This window comes from Nocardia sp. NPDC050406, assembly GCF_044459025.1.
Lineage (GTDB): Bacteria > Actinomycetota > Actinomycetes > Mycobacteriales > Mycobacteriaceae > Nocardia.
Genome location: NZ_JBITIM010000004.1, coordinates 79,558 through 96,046, shown reverse-complemented (window position 1 = coordinate 96,046; position 16,489 = coordinate 79,558). Strand labels below are relative to the sequence as shown.

The window sequence follows — 16,489 nt, the reverse complement described above, 5'->3', positions numbered from 1 at the left end:
GTGCGGACCGCATCGGCGCTGGCGACAGCAATGGTCATGGCTCGGACCACCGGGGCGTTCTACGTCATGGGCGGGGTCCTGGGTCTGATGATCACTGCCATCGCTCCCGGTGATGAGGGCAATCGTCCGCTGGTGGGTACTGCGGCGTTCGTCGCGCTGCTGCTCGGAATAAGTCTGCTCATCTGGGGCCCGCGGATGCCGCATTCCGCGCATCACGTCTATGTCGGCGTCGCGACCATTCTGGTAACCGTTGCGGTGCACTGGTTCCCGAATACCGTCGGCGCGATCACCCTGGCGGCGTTCTATGTCTTCGTCGCCTGCGACGCGGCCATATTCTTCTCGTGGCGCTGGCTGGCCGCGCATCTGAGTTTCGCGGTGCTGTGCTGTCTGTGGGTGGTGCCCTCGCGCGGGCTGGAGTGGTGGTCGGGCCTCATTCCCTCCGGCATCACGGTGGGCGTGGGCATTGTGGTCGGCATTCTCACCAGAATGGCCGCCGACGCCGATATCGATGTGCTGACGGGCCTGCTGAATCGCCGCGGTTTCGATCGCGCGCTGAATGTGGCCATCGCGCAGGCGGGCCGGACCGGTCAGGGCCTGGCATTGGTGCTCGTGGATCTCGACCGCTTCCAGAAGATCAACGACCACCTAGGCCACCGGGCCGGTGATGCCGTCCTGCAACGGGTCGGCGACACCTGGCAGAAGTTGTTGGCACCCGATCAGCGGCTGGCCCGCTACGGCGGTGACGCGTTCGCGCTGCTGCTGCCCAATACCACCGAACAGGCGGCGATTCTGCTGACGGAGCAACTGCGGGCCGCGGTCACCACCGGATGCTCGGCGGGTGTGACCTCCTGGCAGCCGGGCGAATCCGGTTCGCTGCTGGTCTCGCGCGCCGATGTGGGTCTGTACCGCGCCAAGCAGGCGGGCCGCAATCGCACGGTGCTGGAATCGTCGCGGCAACTGCCCCTGGCGGTCGAATTGCGTGAGGCCATCGACCGCGGCGCGCTGGACGTGCAGTACCAGCCGATCGTCACCCTCGGCGAGGGCGGCGCGAAAGCCGTTGGCGTGGAGGCGCTGCTGCGCTGGTCCTCGCATGCGCAGCCGGAGGTCACCACGGAGGGGCTCATTCGCGTCGCCGAGGAGTACGACCTCATCTCCGATCTGGACGAATTGGTCTTGCGCCGGGCCTGTGCGGATGCCGCGCGGTTGCAGGAGACCTTCGCACAACTCGATCTGACGTTGAATGTGAATGTCAGCGGCCTGGAATTGGCCGAATCCGAGTACGCCGAGCGGGTTTCGGGCATTCTCGCCGATACCGGATGGCCCGCCGACCAATTGGTGCTCGAGGTGACCGAGAGCGAATTGGCCGCCGAATCCGAGACCGCCATCGCGAATCTGCACACGCTGCGGGAGCGCGGGGTGCGGATCGCCATCGACGATTTCGGCACCGGCTATTCGTCCCTGAGCCGTCTGGCCACCCTGCCCAGCGACATTCTGAAGGTGGATCAATCCTTCGTGGCCGCCATTCGCTCCGATTCCCCCGCTCCGCCGCTGCTGGGAGTCATTGCGGCGCTGAGCAAGTCGCTGGATCTGCAGGTGATCGCCGAGGGCGTGGAGACCGAGTATCAGGCGGCGGTGCTGACCGAACTCGGTTTCGCGCTGGCGCAGGGCTACCACTACAGCGATTCGCAGCCGGTATCCGAGCTCATCAACGATCTGAACGAGCGCAGCGGTCTGGTGGGCGCGAGTACCGAGCCCACGACCAACGGCTGGATTCCGGTCGATAATCCGCTTGACTGAGCCACCCGCGCGGGTGACGCTGTGATCATGCGTTTGCTCCTCTACGCCTATTGATTCCTACGCCTGGCGCGCACCCGAGTCCTGGGAACCGGACTCGCGGTGCGCGCGGTGCTGTTCCGCGGTTCCGCGGATCTCATCCCGCTCTACGCGCTCTACGCCCTGCTCTTCGCCGATCACGGGCTGAACACCGCGCAGATCTCCGGGCTGCTGGCCATCTGGTCGACGACCTCGTTCGTGCTCGAGGTGCCCTCGGGCGCGTGGGCCGATACGGTGTCGCGCCGACTGCTGCTGATTCTCAGCGGCGTGCTGCTGGTGGCGGGCTTCGGGCTGTGGACGGTCGCTCCGTCGTATCTCGGCTTCGCCCTGGGCTTCGTGTGCTGGGGCACCTCGGGCGCGCTGCTGTCGGGCACCTTCGAGGCGCTGCTCTACGACGAGCTGGCCGCGCGCGGCGAGACCGCCGAGTACCCGCGGATCATGGGCTACACCCGGGCCGCCTCCGAGACCGCTGCGCTGCTGGGCATTGTCGCGGCGGCGCCGCTGTTCGCCTGGGGCGGTTACGCCTTGGTCGGATGGGTCAGCGTCGTCATCGCCGGGCTGCACGCCCTGCTGGCGTTCACGCTGCCGAGTGCGCCGAAGACGGTGTCGGCGGAGCAGGCACAGGAGCTCGCCGAGGAGGAAGCTCCCGAATCCATCGCACCGCAGGACGCTGACCTGTCGGTGCCGGGAAGTACAGCGTCGGTCGGTGCCGCCGTGGCGGTCGGGACGGAAGCCATTCCGGCGCAGGGTTCGGCCATCGCCCGCTACTTCTTCATGCTCCGCACCGGTCTCCGAGAGGCCGTGCGCGTCAAGACGGTTCGGCACGGCCTGTTCCTCGCCTCGATCCTCTACGGTATGACCGCCTTCGACGAGTACTTCGCCCTGGTGGCCGGTGCGGCGGGCGTCGCGCCCTGGGTGACGGCGCTACTGGTCGGCCTGACGGTTGTCGGTGCCCTGGTGGGTTCCACCCTGGCCGGTCGCACCGAGGCCATGCGTGCCCGCACCATGGCGATCGCGCTGACCGTCGGTGGTGTCCTGTTCATCGGGGGCGCGCTGCTCGCCGGTCTCGCGGTCCATCGTCCCGCAGCGGTGTATCCGCTCACCGCGCTGGGCTTCTCGGCCATCGGCATCGCCTACGGCATCGTCTACAACGCGGGCGTGATCGCCGCGGCGCGCCTCCAGGACGCCATCGAGGGCCCGGCGCGGGCGACGGTGACCTCGGTATCGGGGGTGCTCGAGGAGCTGTTCTCGCTGGCGGTGTTCGGTTTCGTCGCACTGGTCTCGCTGTGGCTGCCGATCGCGCCCATCGTGGCGCTGCTCGGTGTCCCGATGCTCGTCGCGGCGGCACTGGTCCCGGCGTGGCTGCCGCCGCGCGGCTCGGCCGACTGATCGGTCCGTGCAGAATCGGAACAATGCGACGGCGGATCGGATTGGTGCTGGGCGGGTGTATCGGCGCGGCGGTGGCGGGGCAGGCGCGGATCAACGGGGCACTGGGTGAGCGCCTGGGCGACGGTGTGGCGGCGGCGGTGATCAGCTTCGGCACCGGGCTGGTGGTGCTGGCGGTGGTGTTCGCGCTCAGCGGGCGTTTGCGCGCCGGGCTCGGCGAGGTCCGGCGCGCGCTGGCGGTCGGAAAGTTGCGCTGGTGGCAGTTGCTCGGCGGCCTGTGTGGCGCGTTCTTCGTTGCCTGCCAAGGGCTTACGGTCGCAACGATCGGGGTCACGGCCTTCACGGTGGCCGTGGTGGCCGGGCAGTTGGTCAGCAGTCTGGTGGTCGACCGCATGGGTGTGGGCCCCAACGGTCGGACCCCGGTGACCGTCATGCGTGGCGCGGGTGCGGGTTTGGCGCTGGTCGCCGTGCTGCTGGCATCCGTCGGGCGCAACAGTGCGGGCGGCGGCCTCTCGGTCCCCGCGGCCTTCGACGGCGCGCCGAAACTCCTGCTCATCGCCCTGCCGCTCTTGGCGGGCTTCGGTCTGGCCTGGCAGCAGGCGGTGAACGGCCGCGTCGGCGCGGTCGGCGGCCCACCCTCGGCGACCCTGGCGAATTTCGCGACCGGAACCGTCGGCCTGGTGCTCGTCGAATCGCTGGTGATATCCCGAAGTGGTTGGCCCACAGGCTTTCCCACCGAGCCGTGGCTCTACATCGGCGGCGTCATCGGCGTGGCGTTCATCGCGCTGGCGGTCGTGGTGGTCCGCTGGGTCGGCGTCCTACTGCTCGGCCTCACCTCGGTCGCGGGCCAACTCCTGATGTCCCTGGTCCTGGACGTGGTGGTACCCACCGGCCCGGGCCTCTCCGCGATCGCCCTCGTAGGCTGCGCTCTGACCTTCGCCGCGGTAGCCCTGGCCGCCCGCACCCCCACAAAGGAGACCTAGCGGTCAGGGGGAAACCATGGCGGCGTCGCGCGAGTGCGCCCCGCCACCAGTTCCCCCTCGTCGGGGATCAGCCCAGTTTGCGGGAGCGGAGTTCGTGGCCTTTGGAGGTTTTGCAGCGGCCGGATTCGAGGTCCCACTGCCAACCGTGCAGGTTGCAGGTGAGGGTGTTGCCTTCCACCACACCGAATTTGGAGAGGTCGGCTTTGAGGTGGGGGCAGCGGCGTTGGACTTCCCAGCCGTCGAGTTCGGTGGAGGCGGAGTCGTCGTGGGCCTCGGAGAACCAGCCGTCGGCGTAGGCGATGCGCTCGTCGGTGAGGCATTTGAAGAAGGTGTAGAGGAATTCGTTGTAGCCGCCGATGCGCCAGGTGGTGAAGCGCGTCGACAGGAAGATGGTGTTCACCCAGTCGGGTTCGTTGTCGCGCAGGACGGTGCGCACCAGCTGCGGGTCGATGCGGAATCCGTAGCGGTGCTTGCCTTCTCCCTCGGCCAGCGGGCGCACGGTGCGCTGCGGGAAGTCGAGCACCACGGTCTCGTCGCCCATGACCAGGCTCACCGGGTAGCCGATGCCGTCGCAGATCAGATCGCTCTGCGCCATGATGGGCTCGAAGAGCTCCTTCAGTTGCGGCAGCAGCGGCTCGTCTCCCGTTGCCCAGGAAGCCTTTTCGGCCGCCAGCACCGGAGCCATGCGCTGGGCCATGTCCTCGATGTAGGCGGCCTTGTCGCCGTAGATGCTGTCCGGCGACACCGGATGGGTCAGCGACTGCAGATCCTTGCCGCGCAGATCCACGGTGGAGCCGGGGATCATGAGCACGCCGCCCTTGTTCCCGTGCATCTCCATCTGCTCGAGGAACACGATCTGGTCGGGGAAGATATTGCCCTCGTCGCCGTGATCGTCGTTGAGGTAACGCAATTCGTCGTCGAGGAACACCGGCGGCCCGGCCGAGGGCACCACCCAGGTGGCCCCGACCTGTTCGATGTAGGACCGGGCGCGGTCCATGCCGCGCTGGCGCTTCTGCTTGCCGAAATTGGACTTGGTGCGCGCCGGAATGTCGTAGACCATCGGGTACCAGATGGCCCCGGAGTACTGGAGCAGGTGGATGTCCACGTGCCCGAACTGCTCGTGCAGCACATCCATATCGACGGGCCGGGCGTCGTTCATGTTGAAACAGACCGTCTCGCCGTCGGAGACGACCAATCCGGAGTCGCCGATCGGTCCGTCCGCGGGCGCGCGCAGCGCGATGATCATGACGTCCAGATCGCCGCCGGGCCCGGTGACGGTGTGCTTGACCGAATCCTCGGTCTCGAAGAACTTGGTGAAGCCCAGCTTCTCGAGTTCGCGCTTCAGATCCGGCACCGGGTAGTCCGGCAGCAGGACGGTGGCGTCCTTGTTGACGTACTCGGCCAGGTGCTTGGCGTCGAAGTGATCGCGGTGCAGGTGCGAGACGTAGAGGAAGTCGCAGTTCCCCAGCTCGTTCCAGTCGAGCTGGGTATTGTCCGGAAACGGGAACCACGAACCGAAATACGCGGGGTTGACCCAGGGATCGCAGAGGATCGTCCCGGCCGCGGTTCGGATGTGGAATCCGGCGTGTCCGACGCTGGTGATCTGCACGAGCTTCTTCCTCCCTGACCGTTACCAGCCACCCAGACTACTGGTTAGGGCGAAACGTCGCCGATGCAGTAACCCTCGTCGCCGGACTTCAGGGTGAATGTCCGTTTCTGCTGTACACCGGCCGCATTGGTGACCGGCACCGTGACGGTGATGTAGTCCCCGCGCGGCCATTCCGACTGGATGGACTGGTCTATGAAAGCCGTCACGCCGGTGAGCTTGTCGGTGTCGGCGGCCAGCGGCGGGGTGCCCGCGCTGCCGGTCTGCTCCGGATCCCAGCTGCCCGCCCGCGCCGCGCAGACCAGCGGATACGCCGCCTCGGTATCGGCCGGATCGATGGGCTCGCCGATCAGGCGCGACAGGTAGCGCCGCACGGTGTGCCGAGCGTCGGCGTCGTTGTAGGCGACCTCGGTTCCCGCCGGGAAGACGTACGGGCAGGCGTAATCGGTCGCGAGTGCGCGATCGGGCGCGACCACGGTGACGGCGGGACCCTTCCAGACGGTGGTGGTTCCGTTGTGAGCGCCGGGCTGTTCCAAGGCCGCGAGAATGGGTGCCGATTCGGCGTACATGCCGCGCACGTTCAACGGGGCCATGGTCCAACACTTCTGCTCGAGGCTGTCCAGATCGCCCGTGCGCAGATCCGCGGCCCAGGCCGCCAAACCTGCCTCCGAGACCGGATTCCCGGGCGTGTCGCCGGGCGCGTTCGCCCCGGTCGTGGCGGTGTCGGCGGTGGTAGTGGCACCGGTCGTGGTGGCGGGTTCGGACCCGTCGCCCGGGATACCGACGGCGGAATCGCAGCCCGCCGAGACGGCCGCCGCGATCACCGCCAATCCGCCGAGCAGTCCCCTGCGGAATCGACCACGCAGCGCTGTTCGGGGGTTTTGCACTCCTGCGAACCTCTTTCGTGTCCACGCGGCCGCGCGGTACGCACAGCCATCCATCTGTAGCCTGTGTCACTGGTACCAGCTCGGGCAGCGACTACGCTAGCTGACTTGTGGAACCCGTCTACTTCCCGATCATCGGGCTGGCCCGTACCGTCTTCGCGCTACAGGGCCTGAAGTTCACCGTCACCGGCGACGAGCACATTCCCGCCGAGGGCGGTGCGGTCATCGCCATCAACCACACCGGCTACATGGATTTCACCTACGCCGGTCTCCCCGCGCGCACCACCAAGCGCTACATCCGGTTCATGGCGAAGAAGGAGGTGTTCGACAACTCCATCTCCGGTCCGATCATGCGGGCGCTCAAGCACATTCCCGTGGACCGGTCGGCGGGCGCGGACTCCTACCGCGAGGCGGTGAACCGCCTGAAGTCCGGCGAACTGGTCGGCGTGTACCCCGAGGCCACCATCTCCCGCAGCTTCGAGATCAAGGAATTCAAGTCCGGCGCGGCGCGCATGGCCATCGAGGCGGACGTCCCGATCATCCCCATGGTGATCTGGGGCGCGCAGCGCGTCTGGACCAAGGGTTTCCCGAAGCGCCTGGGCCGCACCAACACTCCGATCTCCATCAAGGTCGGCGAACCCATCCAGCCCTTCGAACCGCCCCAGGCCCTGACCGACAAACTGCACACGACCATGCAGCAGATGCTGCTGGACGTCCAACAGGGCTACGAACACGAGCCCGGCGCGTACTGGGTCCCCGCCCGCCTCGGCGGCAGCGCCCCCACCCTGGAAGAGGCCAACGCCATGGACGCCGCCGAAGCAGCCGAGAAAGCCGCCAAACGCGCCCAGCCCTAACCATTTCCGATGTGGTCGGCCGATCACCAGGTACCGGTGGCGGGCGGCTCTCGGCCGATGCCGCCACCAGTACCTGGTGACCTTGGTCAGCTGGGGTCGGAGCCGCGGATGGCGGCGAGCCAGGTGGCGGTGGTGGCCGCGAGGACGGCGGTGGCCGCGAAGGCGAGGATGCCGCCGTCTGCCACATAGATCCAGAACAGGGCGACGAATGGGGCCACCACGGCGGATTGGGCATCCAGCAGCAGTCGCCGCGGCCACCGCGCGGCGGTGCGCGCCGCGGCGACACCCTCCGGGTCGGGGCGGGTGGGGTTGTCGATCAGCCGACCCACGGGTTCCGAAGCACGCACCCGCCCGGAGGGGTACACCCGATGCCCCCCGACACACAGTGCGCGCCCGGACATCTCACCCTCCGAGGGCACGAGCGTCACCAGCGCCGGATCGAAGTACACCGGTACCCACCGCACCTGCTCGCCGTCGGCCCACTCCACCCACGATCGACTCACCAGCCGATACTGCTGCCGCACCCGCCGCGCCGTCGCCACCCCCGAGGCGACCCCACCACTGGTCCGCGTAGCCACGACCATCCGAAAAACCGTGTACCCCAGCACGATCAACACCTGCGCCCCGATCAGCGCCCGCACCTCCGTATCGACGAACGGCACCCAGGCGTGGGAAACCACCAGGGTGCCGATCGTCACGGTCAGGGGGTAGGCCAACGGGTGGCTGCCCCGCGGATTCACTTCAGGAAGCCGACCTTCGTGTAGTCGGGCGAGGCCAGACCGAACGCGCCCCAGTTCGCCAGATCGACACGCACGCCGTACGTTCCGGATGCCTGATTCAGCGGCAAGGAGTGCGCTTCCTCGAAGACCATTCGGTCGGCCTTGTTGGCGAGCTCGATGGCCTTGGCCGGATCGAGTTCGGTCAGCGTCTGGTCGATGACCGCATTGAGCTCGGGGGAGCCGATGCGCGCCTTGTTGCCCTGCCAGTTGGCCGGGTCGTAGTAGTAGTGCTGCTTGAGCGAGCCCAAGGGGAGCACGCTGCCGGAGTAGCTGAACTGGGCCAGGTCGTAGTTGCCCGGATCGATCACATCCTTGAACAGGCCCGTACCGGGCACCGTCTGGATGTTCAGCTTCACGCCGATCTTCTGGAGGTCCTGCTGGATGATCTTGGCGGTGTCCACCCACGAGTCCTGCTGGTACATGACATCGCGCAATTCCAGTCGGCGACCGTCCTTTTCGCGCACATCGCCGCCGGGCGGAATCTTCCACCCCGCCTCGTCGAGCAGCTTCGCCGCCGCGTCCAGGTCGAAGGCGACCGAGGCGGCATTGTCCTGGTAGCCCTTCTGGCCCACCACGAAGACGTGGTTGTTCAACGGCTTCGGCTCGGTGACCACGCCGTGCTGGCTGGTCTCGACGATCGCCTGCCGATTGATCGACTTGGCGATTGCCATGCGCACCTTCGGATCCTCCAACAGCGCGCCGGGCGCGCCGTTGAACGTCACATGCGACCAGCTGGGCTCCGCGGCCCGGCGAATCTCCACGCCCGGCGTATTGCGCGCGCCGGTGACGTTCTCCAGACCCGACATGTACGACGAGTCCAGCTCGTTGTTCTGGATGGCGGCCAGCCACGCGCTGTGGTCGAGCACGCTGAAGGTGATGCTGTCCAGCACCGGCGTCTCACCCCACCATTTGGGGTTGCGGGTCAACGTGAGCCGATTCTGGGTGCGGTCGATATTCGTGATGACGAACGGTCCGGCGCTGACCGGCAGGCTACTGCGCGCCCAGTTGTTGAACGCCTCCGGCGAGGCGGTGTCTGCCTTCGGATACAGCAGGCCGAACAGCCCCTGCCACTCCGCGTACGGGGTGCGCATGGTGACGATGGCCTGGCGGTCGTTCTCGCCGCGCTCCACCGACTCGACCTGGTCGTAGCCCGAGGTGGCGGCCACCAGGTACTGGTCGTTGGTGCCGTTCAGCGCCTGCCACTGCGAGCGCAGATCCTCCCAGGTGATGGGGGTGTCGTCGGTCCAGACCGCCTTCGGATTGATGTCGTAGACGATCTTCTGCGGGTTGGTGCCCGTCATCTTGATATCGGTAAAGAAGTCCTTGTCCACCGTCAGATCACCGGCGGCGTCGCTGACGAAGGCGGTCGGCAGCGTCGGAACCACGACATCGTTGGTGTCGCTGGTATTGCCGTCCACGTGCAGCGCGTTGAAGGATTCCGGGAACGCGCTCAGCGCCAGCCGCAGATTGCCGCCCTCGCGCAGATCCTCGCGCGGATGCGGGTTGATGGCATTGGTGGTGCCCACCTCGGCGGTGCCGCCCTCGCCCGCGTCGGCACTACAGCCGGAGACGATCAATCCGAGCGCGACCATGGGTATCGCGAGTCGGGTCACTGTCGAACGTATCCGCATGGATCGCTCCCTTCCGCCGGGACGGCTGCTGGTCACTTCAGGAAACCGATCTTGGTGTAGTCGTAGGAGGCCAGTCCGTGCGCACCGTAATTGGCCAGCTCGGACCGTACCGCGTAATTGCCCGCATCCTGGACCAGTGGCAGCGAATGGCCCTCTTCGAATACCTTGCGGTCCACCTGATTGGCGAGTTCGATGGCCTTGTCCGGATCCAGTTCCGAGAGCGTGCGGTCGATCAGGTCATTGAGTTCCGGTGAGCCGATGCGGCCGAAATTGGCCTGCACATCCTCGGGGTAGAGCCCGTAGACCTGCGGAATGCTGCTGAACGGGAAGGCGTCTCCCACGAAGGAGAACTGGCAGACTTGGAAATCACCGGGCTGGATGACATCCGGGAAGTATCGGTCGCCGGGCCGGGTGTCGATGGTCAGCCCGACCCCTACCTTCGCCAGATCCTCCTGGATGAGTTTGGCGACGCGCACCCAGGTCTCGTCGTTGTACATGACATCGCGCAGGACGAGTTCGCGCCCGTCCTTGGTCCGCCTGTCACCATCGCGTGTCCAGCCGAGCGCGTCGAGTTCACGCGCCGCGGCCTCCGGGTCGTAGCCGAGGCTGTTGTCCCGGTAGCCGTGCTGGCCGCGCAGGAAGATGTGATTGTTCAGCGGTTCGGGTGTGGCGACCAATCCGTTCTGAATGGTCTCGGCAATGCGCCGCCGGTCGATGGCCTTCGAAATCGCCACGCGCAGCGCGGGATCGGCGAGGATGGAACCGGGCGCGCCGTTGAAGGTGAAGTGCCGCCAGCGGTTGCTCGGTGCGGTCCGGACCGTCACCCCGGGGGTGGACCGGGCGATCTGGAGATCGTCGAGGCCGGAGAGCAGCGCGGCGTCGAGTTCGTTGTTCTGGATGGCGGCCACCCAGGCGGCGCGGTCCAGAACACTCACCGTGATGTTGTCGAGTTTGGGCGTCTCACCCCACCATTTCGGATTGCGCCCCAGGACGATTCGGCCCTGCGAGCGATCCGTGGACTCCACCACGAACGGACCGGCGGTGAGGCCGATTCCGTCCACCAGGGACTTGTTGAACGAATCCGGGTCGCGGGTCACCGATTTCGGGTACAGCATCATGTTCCCGGAGAACTGGCCGCGCCACTCCGCGTAGTGGCGGTCGAAGGTGAGCACCGCCTGGCGGTCGTTCTCGCCGCGCTCGACCTTCGCCACCCGATCGAATCCGGAGGTGATCGCGATGAGGAAGCGTTTGTCCTTGCCGCTCAACGCATTCGCCTGCGAGGCGAGATCCTCCCAGGTGATGGGGCTGCCGTCCGACCACACCGACTTCGGGTTGATGTCGTAGACCACCGTCTGCGGATCCGAGCTCGTCATCCGGACATCGGTGAAGAAGTCGTGGTTGACGCTGAGGTTGCCCGCGGCATCGGTATCGAAGGCGCGCGGCAGCAGCGGCCGAATCGTCTCGGCGGATTCCGCGTCGTTGCCGTCGACCTGGAGGACATTCCAGTTCGGCGGAAAGGCCGTGATGGCGATGCGCAGATTGCCGCCGTCGTGCAGATCCTCGCGCGGGTGCGGATTGATATCGCTGGTGGCTCCGATGGTGCCGGAGCCCGTGGCGTCCTCGGTACTGCCCGCACAACCGCTCGCGAGCAGGCTGGCGGCCGCTACCCCGGCCACCAGCAATCGGCGAATCCGCATCGCACCCTCCTACCGGGTCGCTACCGGGACCGGCACCGCATCGATCAGCGCTCGGGTGTACTCGTGTTTCGGATCGGCGAAAATCCCTTCCGCCGGGCCGTATTCGACGATCTGCCCGCGATACATGACCGCGATGTCGTGGGCCAGATTACGCACCACCGACAGGTCGTGGGAGACGAACAGATACGACAGGCCACGCCGGGCCTGCAGGTCGCGCAGCAGGTTGAGCACACCCGCCTGAATGGACACATCCAGCGACGACACCGGTTCGTCGAGCACCAGCAGCTCGGGATCCAGCGCCAGCGCCCGGGCGATATTGATGCGCTGCTTCTGCCCGCCGGAGAAGTCGGCCGGATAGCGCTCGGCATGTTCGGGGCGCAAACCCACCTGCCGCAACAACTCCGGTACCCGGCGCTGGATCTCCTCGCGGGAGCGGCCGTCGATGCGCAGCGGCTCGGCCAGCGCGTCGAGGACGGGCAGGCGCGGATCGAGCGAGGAGGACGGGTCCTGGAAGACGATCTGCATCTTGCGGCGAATCTCGCGCCGCTGCTGCTTGGTCAGCGTCGTCACGTCGTAGCCGAGGATTTCGATACTGCCGCTCTCCGGCCGCACCAGATCCATGATCTGGGTGAGCGTGGTGGATTTGCCCGACCCCGATTCGCCCACCAGCGCAAGCGTGCGACCGGCGCGCACCTCGAAGCTGATGCCGTCCACCGCCTTCACCTCACCGGTGCGGCGCTTGAACACCACGCCGGAGGTGATCGGGAAGGTCTTGCGCAAGTCCTCGACCCGCAGAACCACCTGTGCCGTATCGGCTTTCGTCATCGGCACCGGTTCGCTCACCTCTTGGCGGTAGGCGGCGAACAGGTCGTCGGTATCGACCTCGGTGGTGCGGATGCAGGCGGCGCGATGGCCCGGACCGGTATCGCGCAGAGGGGGTTCGGCCGCGCGGCAGTCCTCGATCGAGACGGGGCAGCGCGGTGCGAACGAACAGCCCGGCGGCAAGGCGTGCATGGCTGGCGGGGCGCCGACAATGGGAATGAGCGGTGCGCGCGCCGGACCGTCCATCCGGGGGATGGAGCCCAGCAGGCCGACCGTGTACGGCATCCGTGGGCCGGTGAAAAGGTCATCGGCCGAGGCGGTTTCGACGATCTTCCCGGCGTACATGACCGCCACCCGGTCGGCCACGGTCGCGGCGATACCCATGTCGTGAGTGATCATGATGACGCCCGCGCCGGTGATATCGCGCGCCTTGCGCAGCAGATTCAGGATCTGCTTCTGCACCGTCACATCCAGCGCGGTGGTGGGCTCGTCACAGATGATGAGCTCCGGATCGTTGGCGATGGCCATGGCGATCACCACGCGCTGGCGCATACCGCCGGAGAACTCGTGCGGAAAAGCCTTGGCGCGCACCGCCGGATCCGGAATGCCCACCAGCTCCAACAGCTCCACCGCCCTCGCGGCGGCCTGCTCCTTGCTCAGCTTGCGGTGCGCCAGTAGGGCTTCGGCGATCTGGTCGCCGATGCGGTACACCGGAGTCAGGGCCGACAGCGGATCCTGGAACACCATGGAGATGCGGCTCCCCCGCAGCGACGAGAGGTTCTTGTCGCCCATGCCCAGCAATTCCTTGCCGCGCAGGCGAATCGAACCGCGCACCCGGGCCTGGTCGGGCAGCAGTCCCATGACCGCCAGCGACGACACCGATTTGCCGGAGCCGGATTCACCCACGATGGCGAGCACCTCGCCGTCGCCGACGGTGTAGCTCACCCCGCGCACCGCGTCGACGCGCCCCTCCTCACCGGGGAAGGACACGTGCAGGTCCGAGACCTCCAACAGCGGTGCGGTGGTCACGCGCCGCTTGCCGTTCGACTCCTCGGCCGGGTTCGTTGGCCGCTCGCTCATGCCGGTTTCACATCCTTGGCGTCGGGCGTGGCGCCCTTCTCGGCCTTGCGGGTCGCCCGCGCGCGGGCCCGCTTCGCACCAGGGTCGAAGGCGTCGCGCAGGCCGTCGCCGACCAGGTTCGCGCACAACACGATGGCGATCAGGAATCCGCCCGCGGGCAGGAACAGCCAGGGGTAGGTCATGGCGGATTTGGTGCCGTTGGCGATGAGCGTGCCGAGTGAGACATCAGGTGGCTGCACGCCGAATCCCAGGAAGCTCAAACCGGTTTCGGACATCACCGCGCCACCCACGGTCAAGGTGGTGTCGATGATCAGGATGGAGGCGATGTTCGGCACGATGTGCGTGACGATCACCGTGCGGGTCGGGGCTCCCATATAGCGTGCCGCGCGGACGAATTCGCGTTCCCGCAGGCTCATGGTCAGGCCGCGCACGATGCGCGCGCTGATCATCCAGCCGAAGGCGCTGAGCAGCACGATGAGCAGGATCATCGACCCGCTGCCCTTGGTCTTGGGCGCGAACATGGCGATCATGATGAAGCTCGGCACCACCAGCAGCAGATCGACCAGCCACATGATGGCGCGGTCGGTCCAGCCGCCGAGCAGTCCGGCGAGCGTGCCCGCGATGGTCGCGATGGTCGCGGAGATGAGGGCCACCGCGAAGCCGATCACCATGGACTTCTGCAAGCCGTGCATCGTCTGGGCCAGCACGTCCTCACCGAGCGCCGTGGTGCCGAACAGGTGTTTCCCGCTCGGCGGCTTCAATTTCGAGGTGGTGTCGAATTCGGAGTAGGTGTACGGCAGGAAGTGCGGCACCGCGAAGGCCGCGATGAACATGATCACCAGCAGTGCCAGCGCCACCACGGCGGCCTTGTTGCGGAAGAACCGGCGCACCACCAGTTTTCGTCGACCGGCGGCGACATTCGGCGCGCCCTCGACGACGATTTCGACTTCGGTCATCCCACACGCACCCTGGGGTCGAGAATCGCGTACACGATGTCGGAGAGCAGACCCGAGACCAGCACGACCAGTCCGGCGAACGAGGCCACCGTGACCACCACGTACAGATCATCGGCGTCGATGGAGTTCACCAGCCACTCGCCGACACCGTGCCAGCCGAAGATCTTCTCGGTGAAGGTCGCTCCGGTGATGAGGCCGCCGAGGCTGTAGGCGAACAGCGTGGCCATGGGGATGAGCGCGGTGCGCAGACCGTGTTTGTACAGCGCGCGATTGCGGGTGAGCCCCTTGGCTCGGGCGGTGCGAATGAAATCGGAGGCGAGTACGTCCAGCATGGCGTTGCGCTGGTAGCGGCTGTAGCCCGCCATGGCACTCAGCGCGAGGCCCAACGTCGGCACCACCATGTGCTGGGCACGGTCCACGATCTGATTCCACAGGCCGTGCACGGCCGTCGCCGAGGTCTCACCGGTGTAGAGGAAGATCTGCTTCCCGGTGGCCATATTGATCTCCAGCGCACCGAATTTCAGCAGGGTGGCGAGCAGGAACACCGGGGTGGAGAGAATGAGCAGCGAGACGACCGTCGCGAAATAGTCGCTGAACTTGTACTGCCGGATGGCGCTGGCCGCACCGATGAGCACGCCGAGGAAGGTGCCGACCAGCGAGCCGATGATCAACAGTCGCAGACTCACCCCGATCCGGCGGGGCAGCTCCTCCGAGATCGGCTGCCCGGCGAGGGTATTGCCGAAATCGCCCTGCACCACGCCCTCGAGCCAGAGGACATACCGCTGCGGAATCGGATCGTCGAGATGCAGTTCGGCACGCTTGGCGTCGATCACCGCCTGCGGCGGTCGCGGATTGCGCTCCTCGAGACTGTCCAACGGGCTGAACGTCAAGGATGCGATGGTGAACGTCAGGAATGACGCCAGCAACAGCAGCACGACATAGTTGAGCGCACGTCGCAGCAGAAATCCGGCCATCAGTCCCTCTCGGGTCGAGTCTTGCACCAGATCATAGGGAGCGACTCGCGGAAACGTGCAGCATGGACAGCCAATGCCGGGCTATTGCGTGTTGCGGGTGGGATTCGGTGTGCTTCGATCGGGCCACAATTCGGACGAAGCGGGTGGTCGTTGGTGCAGGATTGAACAGGTGACTCTCTTTCAGCTGCCCAAACCCAAGATGGTTGCCACCGATGTCGACGGCACGCTGATCGACCACCGTGAGCAGGTGAGTCCGCGGACCAGGGCGGCGGTGTCGGCCTTGATCACCGACGGGGTGCCGTTCGTGCTGGCGACGGGGCGGCCGCCGAGGTGGATCGATCCGGTGGTGGATGGCCTGGGGTATGCGCCGCTGTGTGTGTGCGGCAATGGGGCTGTCATCTACGACAGCGCCAATGACCGGATTCTGTCGACGCGGGTGTTGGACGCGCCGACGCTGGCGTGGATCGCGGAGTTGGCCGAGGGGCTGCTGCCGGGATGCGGGTTGGCGGCCGAGCGGGTGGGGGCGACCGCGCACGACGCCGCCACACCGCAGTTCGTGAGTTCGCCGGAGTACGAGCACGCCTGGCTGAATCCGGACGACACGCGGGTGTCGCGGGCCGAGGTGTTCGCCGCGCCCGCCATCAAGATGCTCATTCGGCTGCCGGGGGCGACCAGCGCGTACATGCGCGAGATTCTCGAACCGCATCTGTCGGACCGCGCGGACCTCACCTACTCGACCAACGACGGGCTCATCGAGCTGTCCGCACCCGGGGTGAACAAGGCGACCGGTCTCGCCACCGTCGCCCAGCGCCTCGGCGTCGAACACGCGAACCTCATCGCCTTCGGCGATATGCCCAATGACGTCCCCATGCTCCGGTTGGCCGGGCACGGGGTCGCCATGGAGAACGCCCACCCCGAGGCCAAGGCCGCCGCCGACGAGGTAGCGGCGACCAACGACGAGGACGGAGTCGCGCGCATCCTCGAACGCTGGTGGGTGTGAACAA

Annotated in this window: 13 protein-coding genes; 5 read left to right on the top strand and 8 right to left on the bottom strand. The window is 66.8% G+C overall.

Annotated features, from left to right (window positions below; translation table 11 throughout):
* Positions 1-36: 36 nt before the first annotated feature.
* The 3 genes from ACIBH2_RS29165 to ACIBH2_RS29155 all read left to right on the top strand — a co-directional run bounded on the left by ACIBH2_RS29165 (position 37) and on the right by ACIBH2_RS29155 (position 4,202).
* The gene (locus tag ACIBH2_RS29165) at positions 37-1,797 is read left to right on the top strand and encodes a putative bifunctional diguanylate cyclase/phosphodiesterase (protein WP_397123245.1); all 1,761 of its coding nucleotides are present in this window, start codon (positions 37-39) and stop codon (positions 1,795-1,797) included.
* 108 nt (positions 1,798-1,905) lie between these two features.
* Positions 1,906-3,222 carry an MFS transporter gene (locus tag ACIBH2_RS29160; protein ID WP_397123243.1) on the top strand — a complete coding sequence of 439 codons (1,317 nt, stop codon included), beginning with the start codon at positions 1,906-1,908 and terminating at the stop codon, positions 3,220-3,222.
* A 23-nt stretch (positions 3,223-3,245) separates the two neighbouring features.
* Positions 3,246-4,202, top strand: a complete 957-nt coding sequence (locus ACIBH2_RS29155) for a DMT family transporter (RefSeq protein ID WP_397123241.1) — start codon at positions 3,246-3,248, stop codon at positions 4,200-4,202.
* A gap of 67 nt (positions 4,203-4,269) precedes the next feature.
* On the opposite strand, the gene ACIBH2_RS29150 is transcribed toward ACIBH2_RS29155, so the two are convergent.
* Positions 4,270-5,811: a Rieske 2Fe-2S domain-containing protein gene (locus ACIBH2_RS29150; RefSeq protein WP_397123239.1), complete on the bottom strand. Its 1,542-nt coding sequence runs from the start codon at positions 5,809-5,811 to the stop codon at positions 4,270-4,272.
* A gap of 44 nt (positions 5,812-5,855) precedes the next feature.
* Positions 5,856-6,695, bottom strand: coding sequence for a hypothetical protein (locus ACIBH2_RS29145; RefSeq protein ID WP_397123237.1), 840 nt, complete (start codon positions 6,693-6,695; stop codon positions 5,856-5,858).
* A gap of 107 nt (positions 6,696-6,802) precedes the next feature.
* On the opposite strand from ACIBH2_RS29145, the gene ACIBH2_RS29140 reads away from it, so the two are divergent.
* On the top strand, positions 6,803-7,546 hold the full coding sequence (locus ACIBH2_RS29140) for a lysophospholipid acyltransferase family protein (RefSeq protein ID WP_397123235.1): 744 nt from the start codon (positions 6,803-6,805) through the stop codon (positions 7,544-7,546).
* Positions 7,547-7,632: 86 nt separating this feature from the next.
* Here the strand turns inward: ACIBH2_RS29140 and ACIBH2_RS29135 are convergent, their stop codons facing one another.
* The 6 genes from ACIBH2_RS29135 to ACIBH2_RS29110 are packed head-to-tail and all read right to left on the bottom strand — an operon-like array spanning position 7,633 to position 15,485.
* On the bottom strand, positions 7,633-8,238 hold the full coding sequence (locus tag ACIBH2_RS29135; RefSeq protein WP_397124245.1) for a hypothetical protein: 606 nt from the start codon (positions 8,236-8,238) through the stop codon (positions 7,633-7,635).
* A 44-nt stretch (positions 8,239-8,282) separates the two neighbouring features.
* Positions 8,283-9,956 (bottom strand): ABC transporter family substrate-binding protein, encoded by a 1,674-nt coding sequence (locus ACIBH2_RS29130; protein WP_397123233.1) that lies wholly within the window; start codon positions 9,954-9,956, stop codon positions 8,283-8,285.
* A gap of 32 nt (positions 9,957-9,988) precedes the next feature.
* The gene (locus tag ACIBH2_RS29125) at positions 9,989-11,653 is read right to left on the bottom strand and encodes an ABC transporter family substrate-binding protein (RefSeq protein WP_397123231.1); all 1,665 of its coding nucleotides are present in this window, start codon (positions 11,651-11,653) and stop codon (positions 9,989-9,991) included.
* A gap of 9 nt (positions 11,654-11,662) precedes the next feature.
* Positions 11,663-13,504 carry an ABC transporter ATP-binding protein gene (locus tag ACIBH2_RS29120; protein ID WP_397124243.1) on the bottom strand — a complete coding sequence of 614 codons (1,842 nt, stop codon included), beginning with the start codon at positions 13,502-13,504 and terminating at the stop codon, positions 11,663-11,665.
* 47 nt (positions 13,505-13,551) lie between these two features.
* On the bottom strand, positions 13,552-14,511 hold the full coding sequence (locus ACIBH2_RS29115; RefSeq protein WP_397123229.1) for an ABC transporter permease: 960 nt from the start codon (positions 14,509-14,511) through the stop codon (positions 13,552-13,554).
* A complete protein-coding gene (locus tag ACIBH2_RS29110; protein ID WP_397124241.1) occupies positions 14,508-15,485 on the bottom strand; it encodes an ABC transporter permease in 978 nt (325 codons plus the stop codon). Before ACIBH2_RS29110 ends, ACIBH2_RS29115 begins: the two co-directional genes overlap by 4 nt.
* Before the next feature lie 199 nt (positions 15,486-15,684).
* On the opposite strand from ACIBH2_RS29110, the gene ACIBH2_RS29105 reads away from it, so the two are divergent.
* Positions 15,685-16,485: an HAD family hydrolase gene (locus tag ACIBH2_RS29105; RefSeq protein ID WP_397124239.1), complete on the top strand. Its 801-nt coding sequence runs from the start codon at positions 15,685-15,687 to the stop codon at positions 16,483-16,485.
* The last annotated feature ends 4 nt before the right edge of the window (positions 16,486-16,489 follow it).

What these genes read in the sequence shown, in the direction of transcription:
- ACIBH2_RS29110 (WP_397124241.1), bottom strand. Translation starts at nt 15,485, where the DNA reads ATGGCCGGATTTCTGCTGCGACGTGCGCTCAACTATGTCGTGCTGCTG.
- ACIBH2_RS29155 (WP_397123241.1), top strand. Translation starts at nt 3,246, where the DNA reads ATGCGACGGCGGATCGGATTGGTGCTGGGCGGGTGTATCGGCGCGGCG.
- ACIBH2_RS29105 (WP_397124239.1), top strand. Translation starts at nt 15,685, where the DNA reads ATGGTTGCCACCGATGTCGACGGCACGCTGATCGACCACCGTGAGCAG.
- ACIBH2_RS29165 (WP_397123245.1), top strand. Translation starts at nt 37, where the DNA reads ATGGCTCGGACCACCGGGGCGTTCTACGTCATGGGCGGGGTCCTGGGT.
- ACIBH2_RS29125 (WP_397123231.1), bottom strand. Translation starts at nt 11,653, where the DNA reads ATGCGGATTCGCCGATTGCTGGTGGCCGGGGTAGCGGCCGCCAGCCTG.
- ACIBH2_RS29130 (WP_397123233.1), bottom strand. Translation starts at nt 9,956, where the DNA reads ATGCGGATACGTTCGACAGTGACCCGACTCGCGATACCCATGGTCGCG.
- ACIBH2_RS29115 (WP_397123229.1), bottom strand. Translation starts at nt 14,511, where the DNA reads ATGACCGAAGTCGAAATCGTCGTCGAGGGCGCGCCGAATGTCGCCGCC.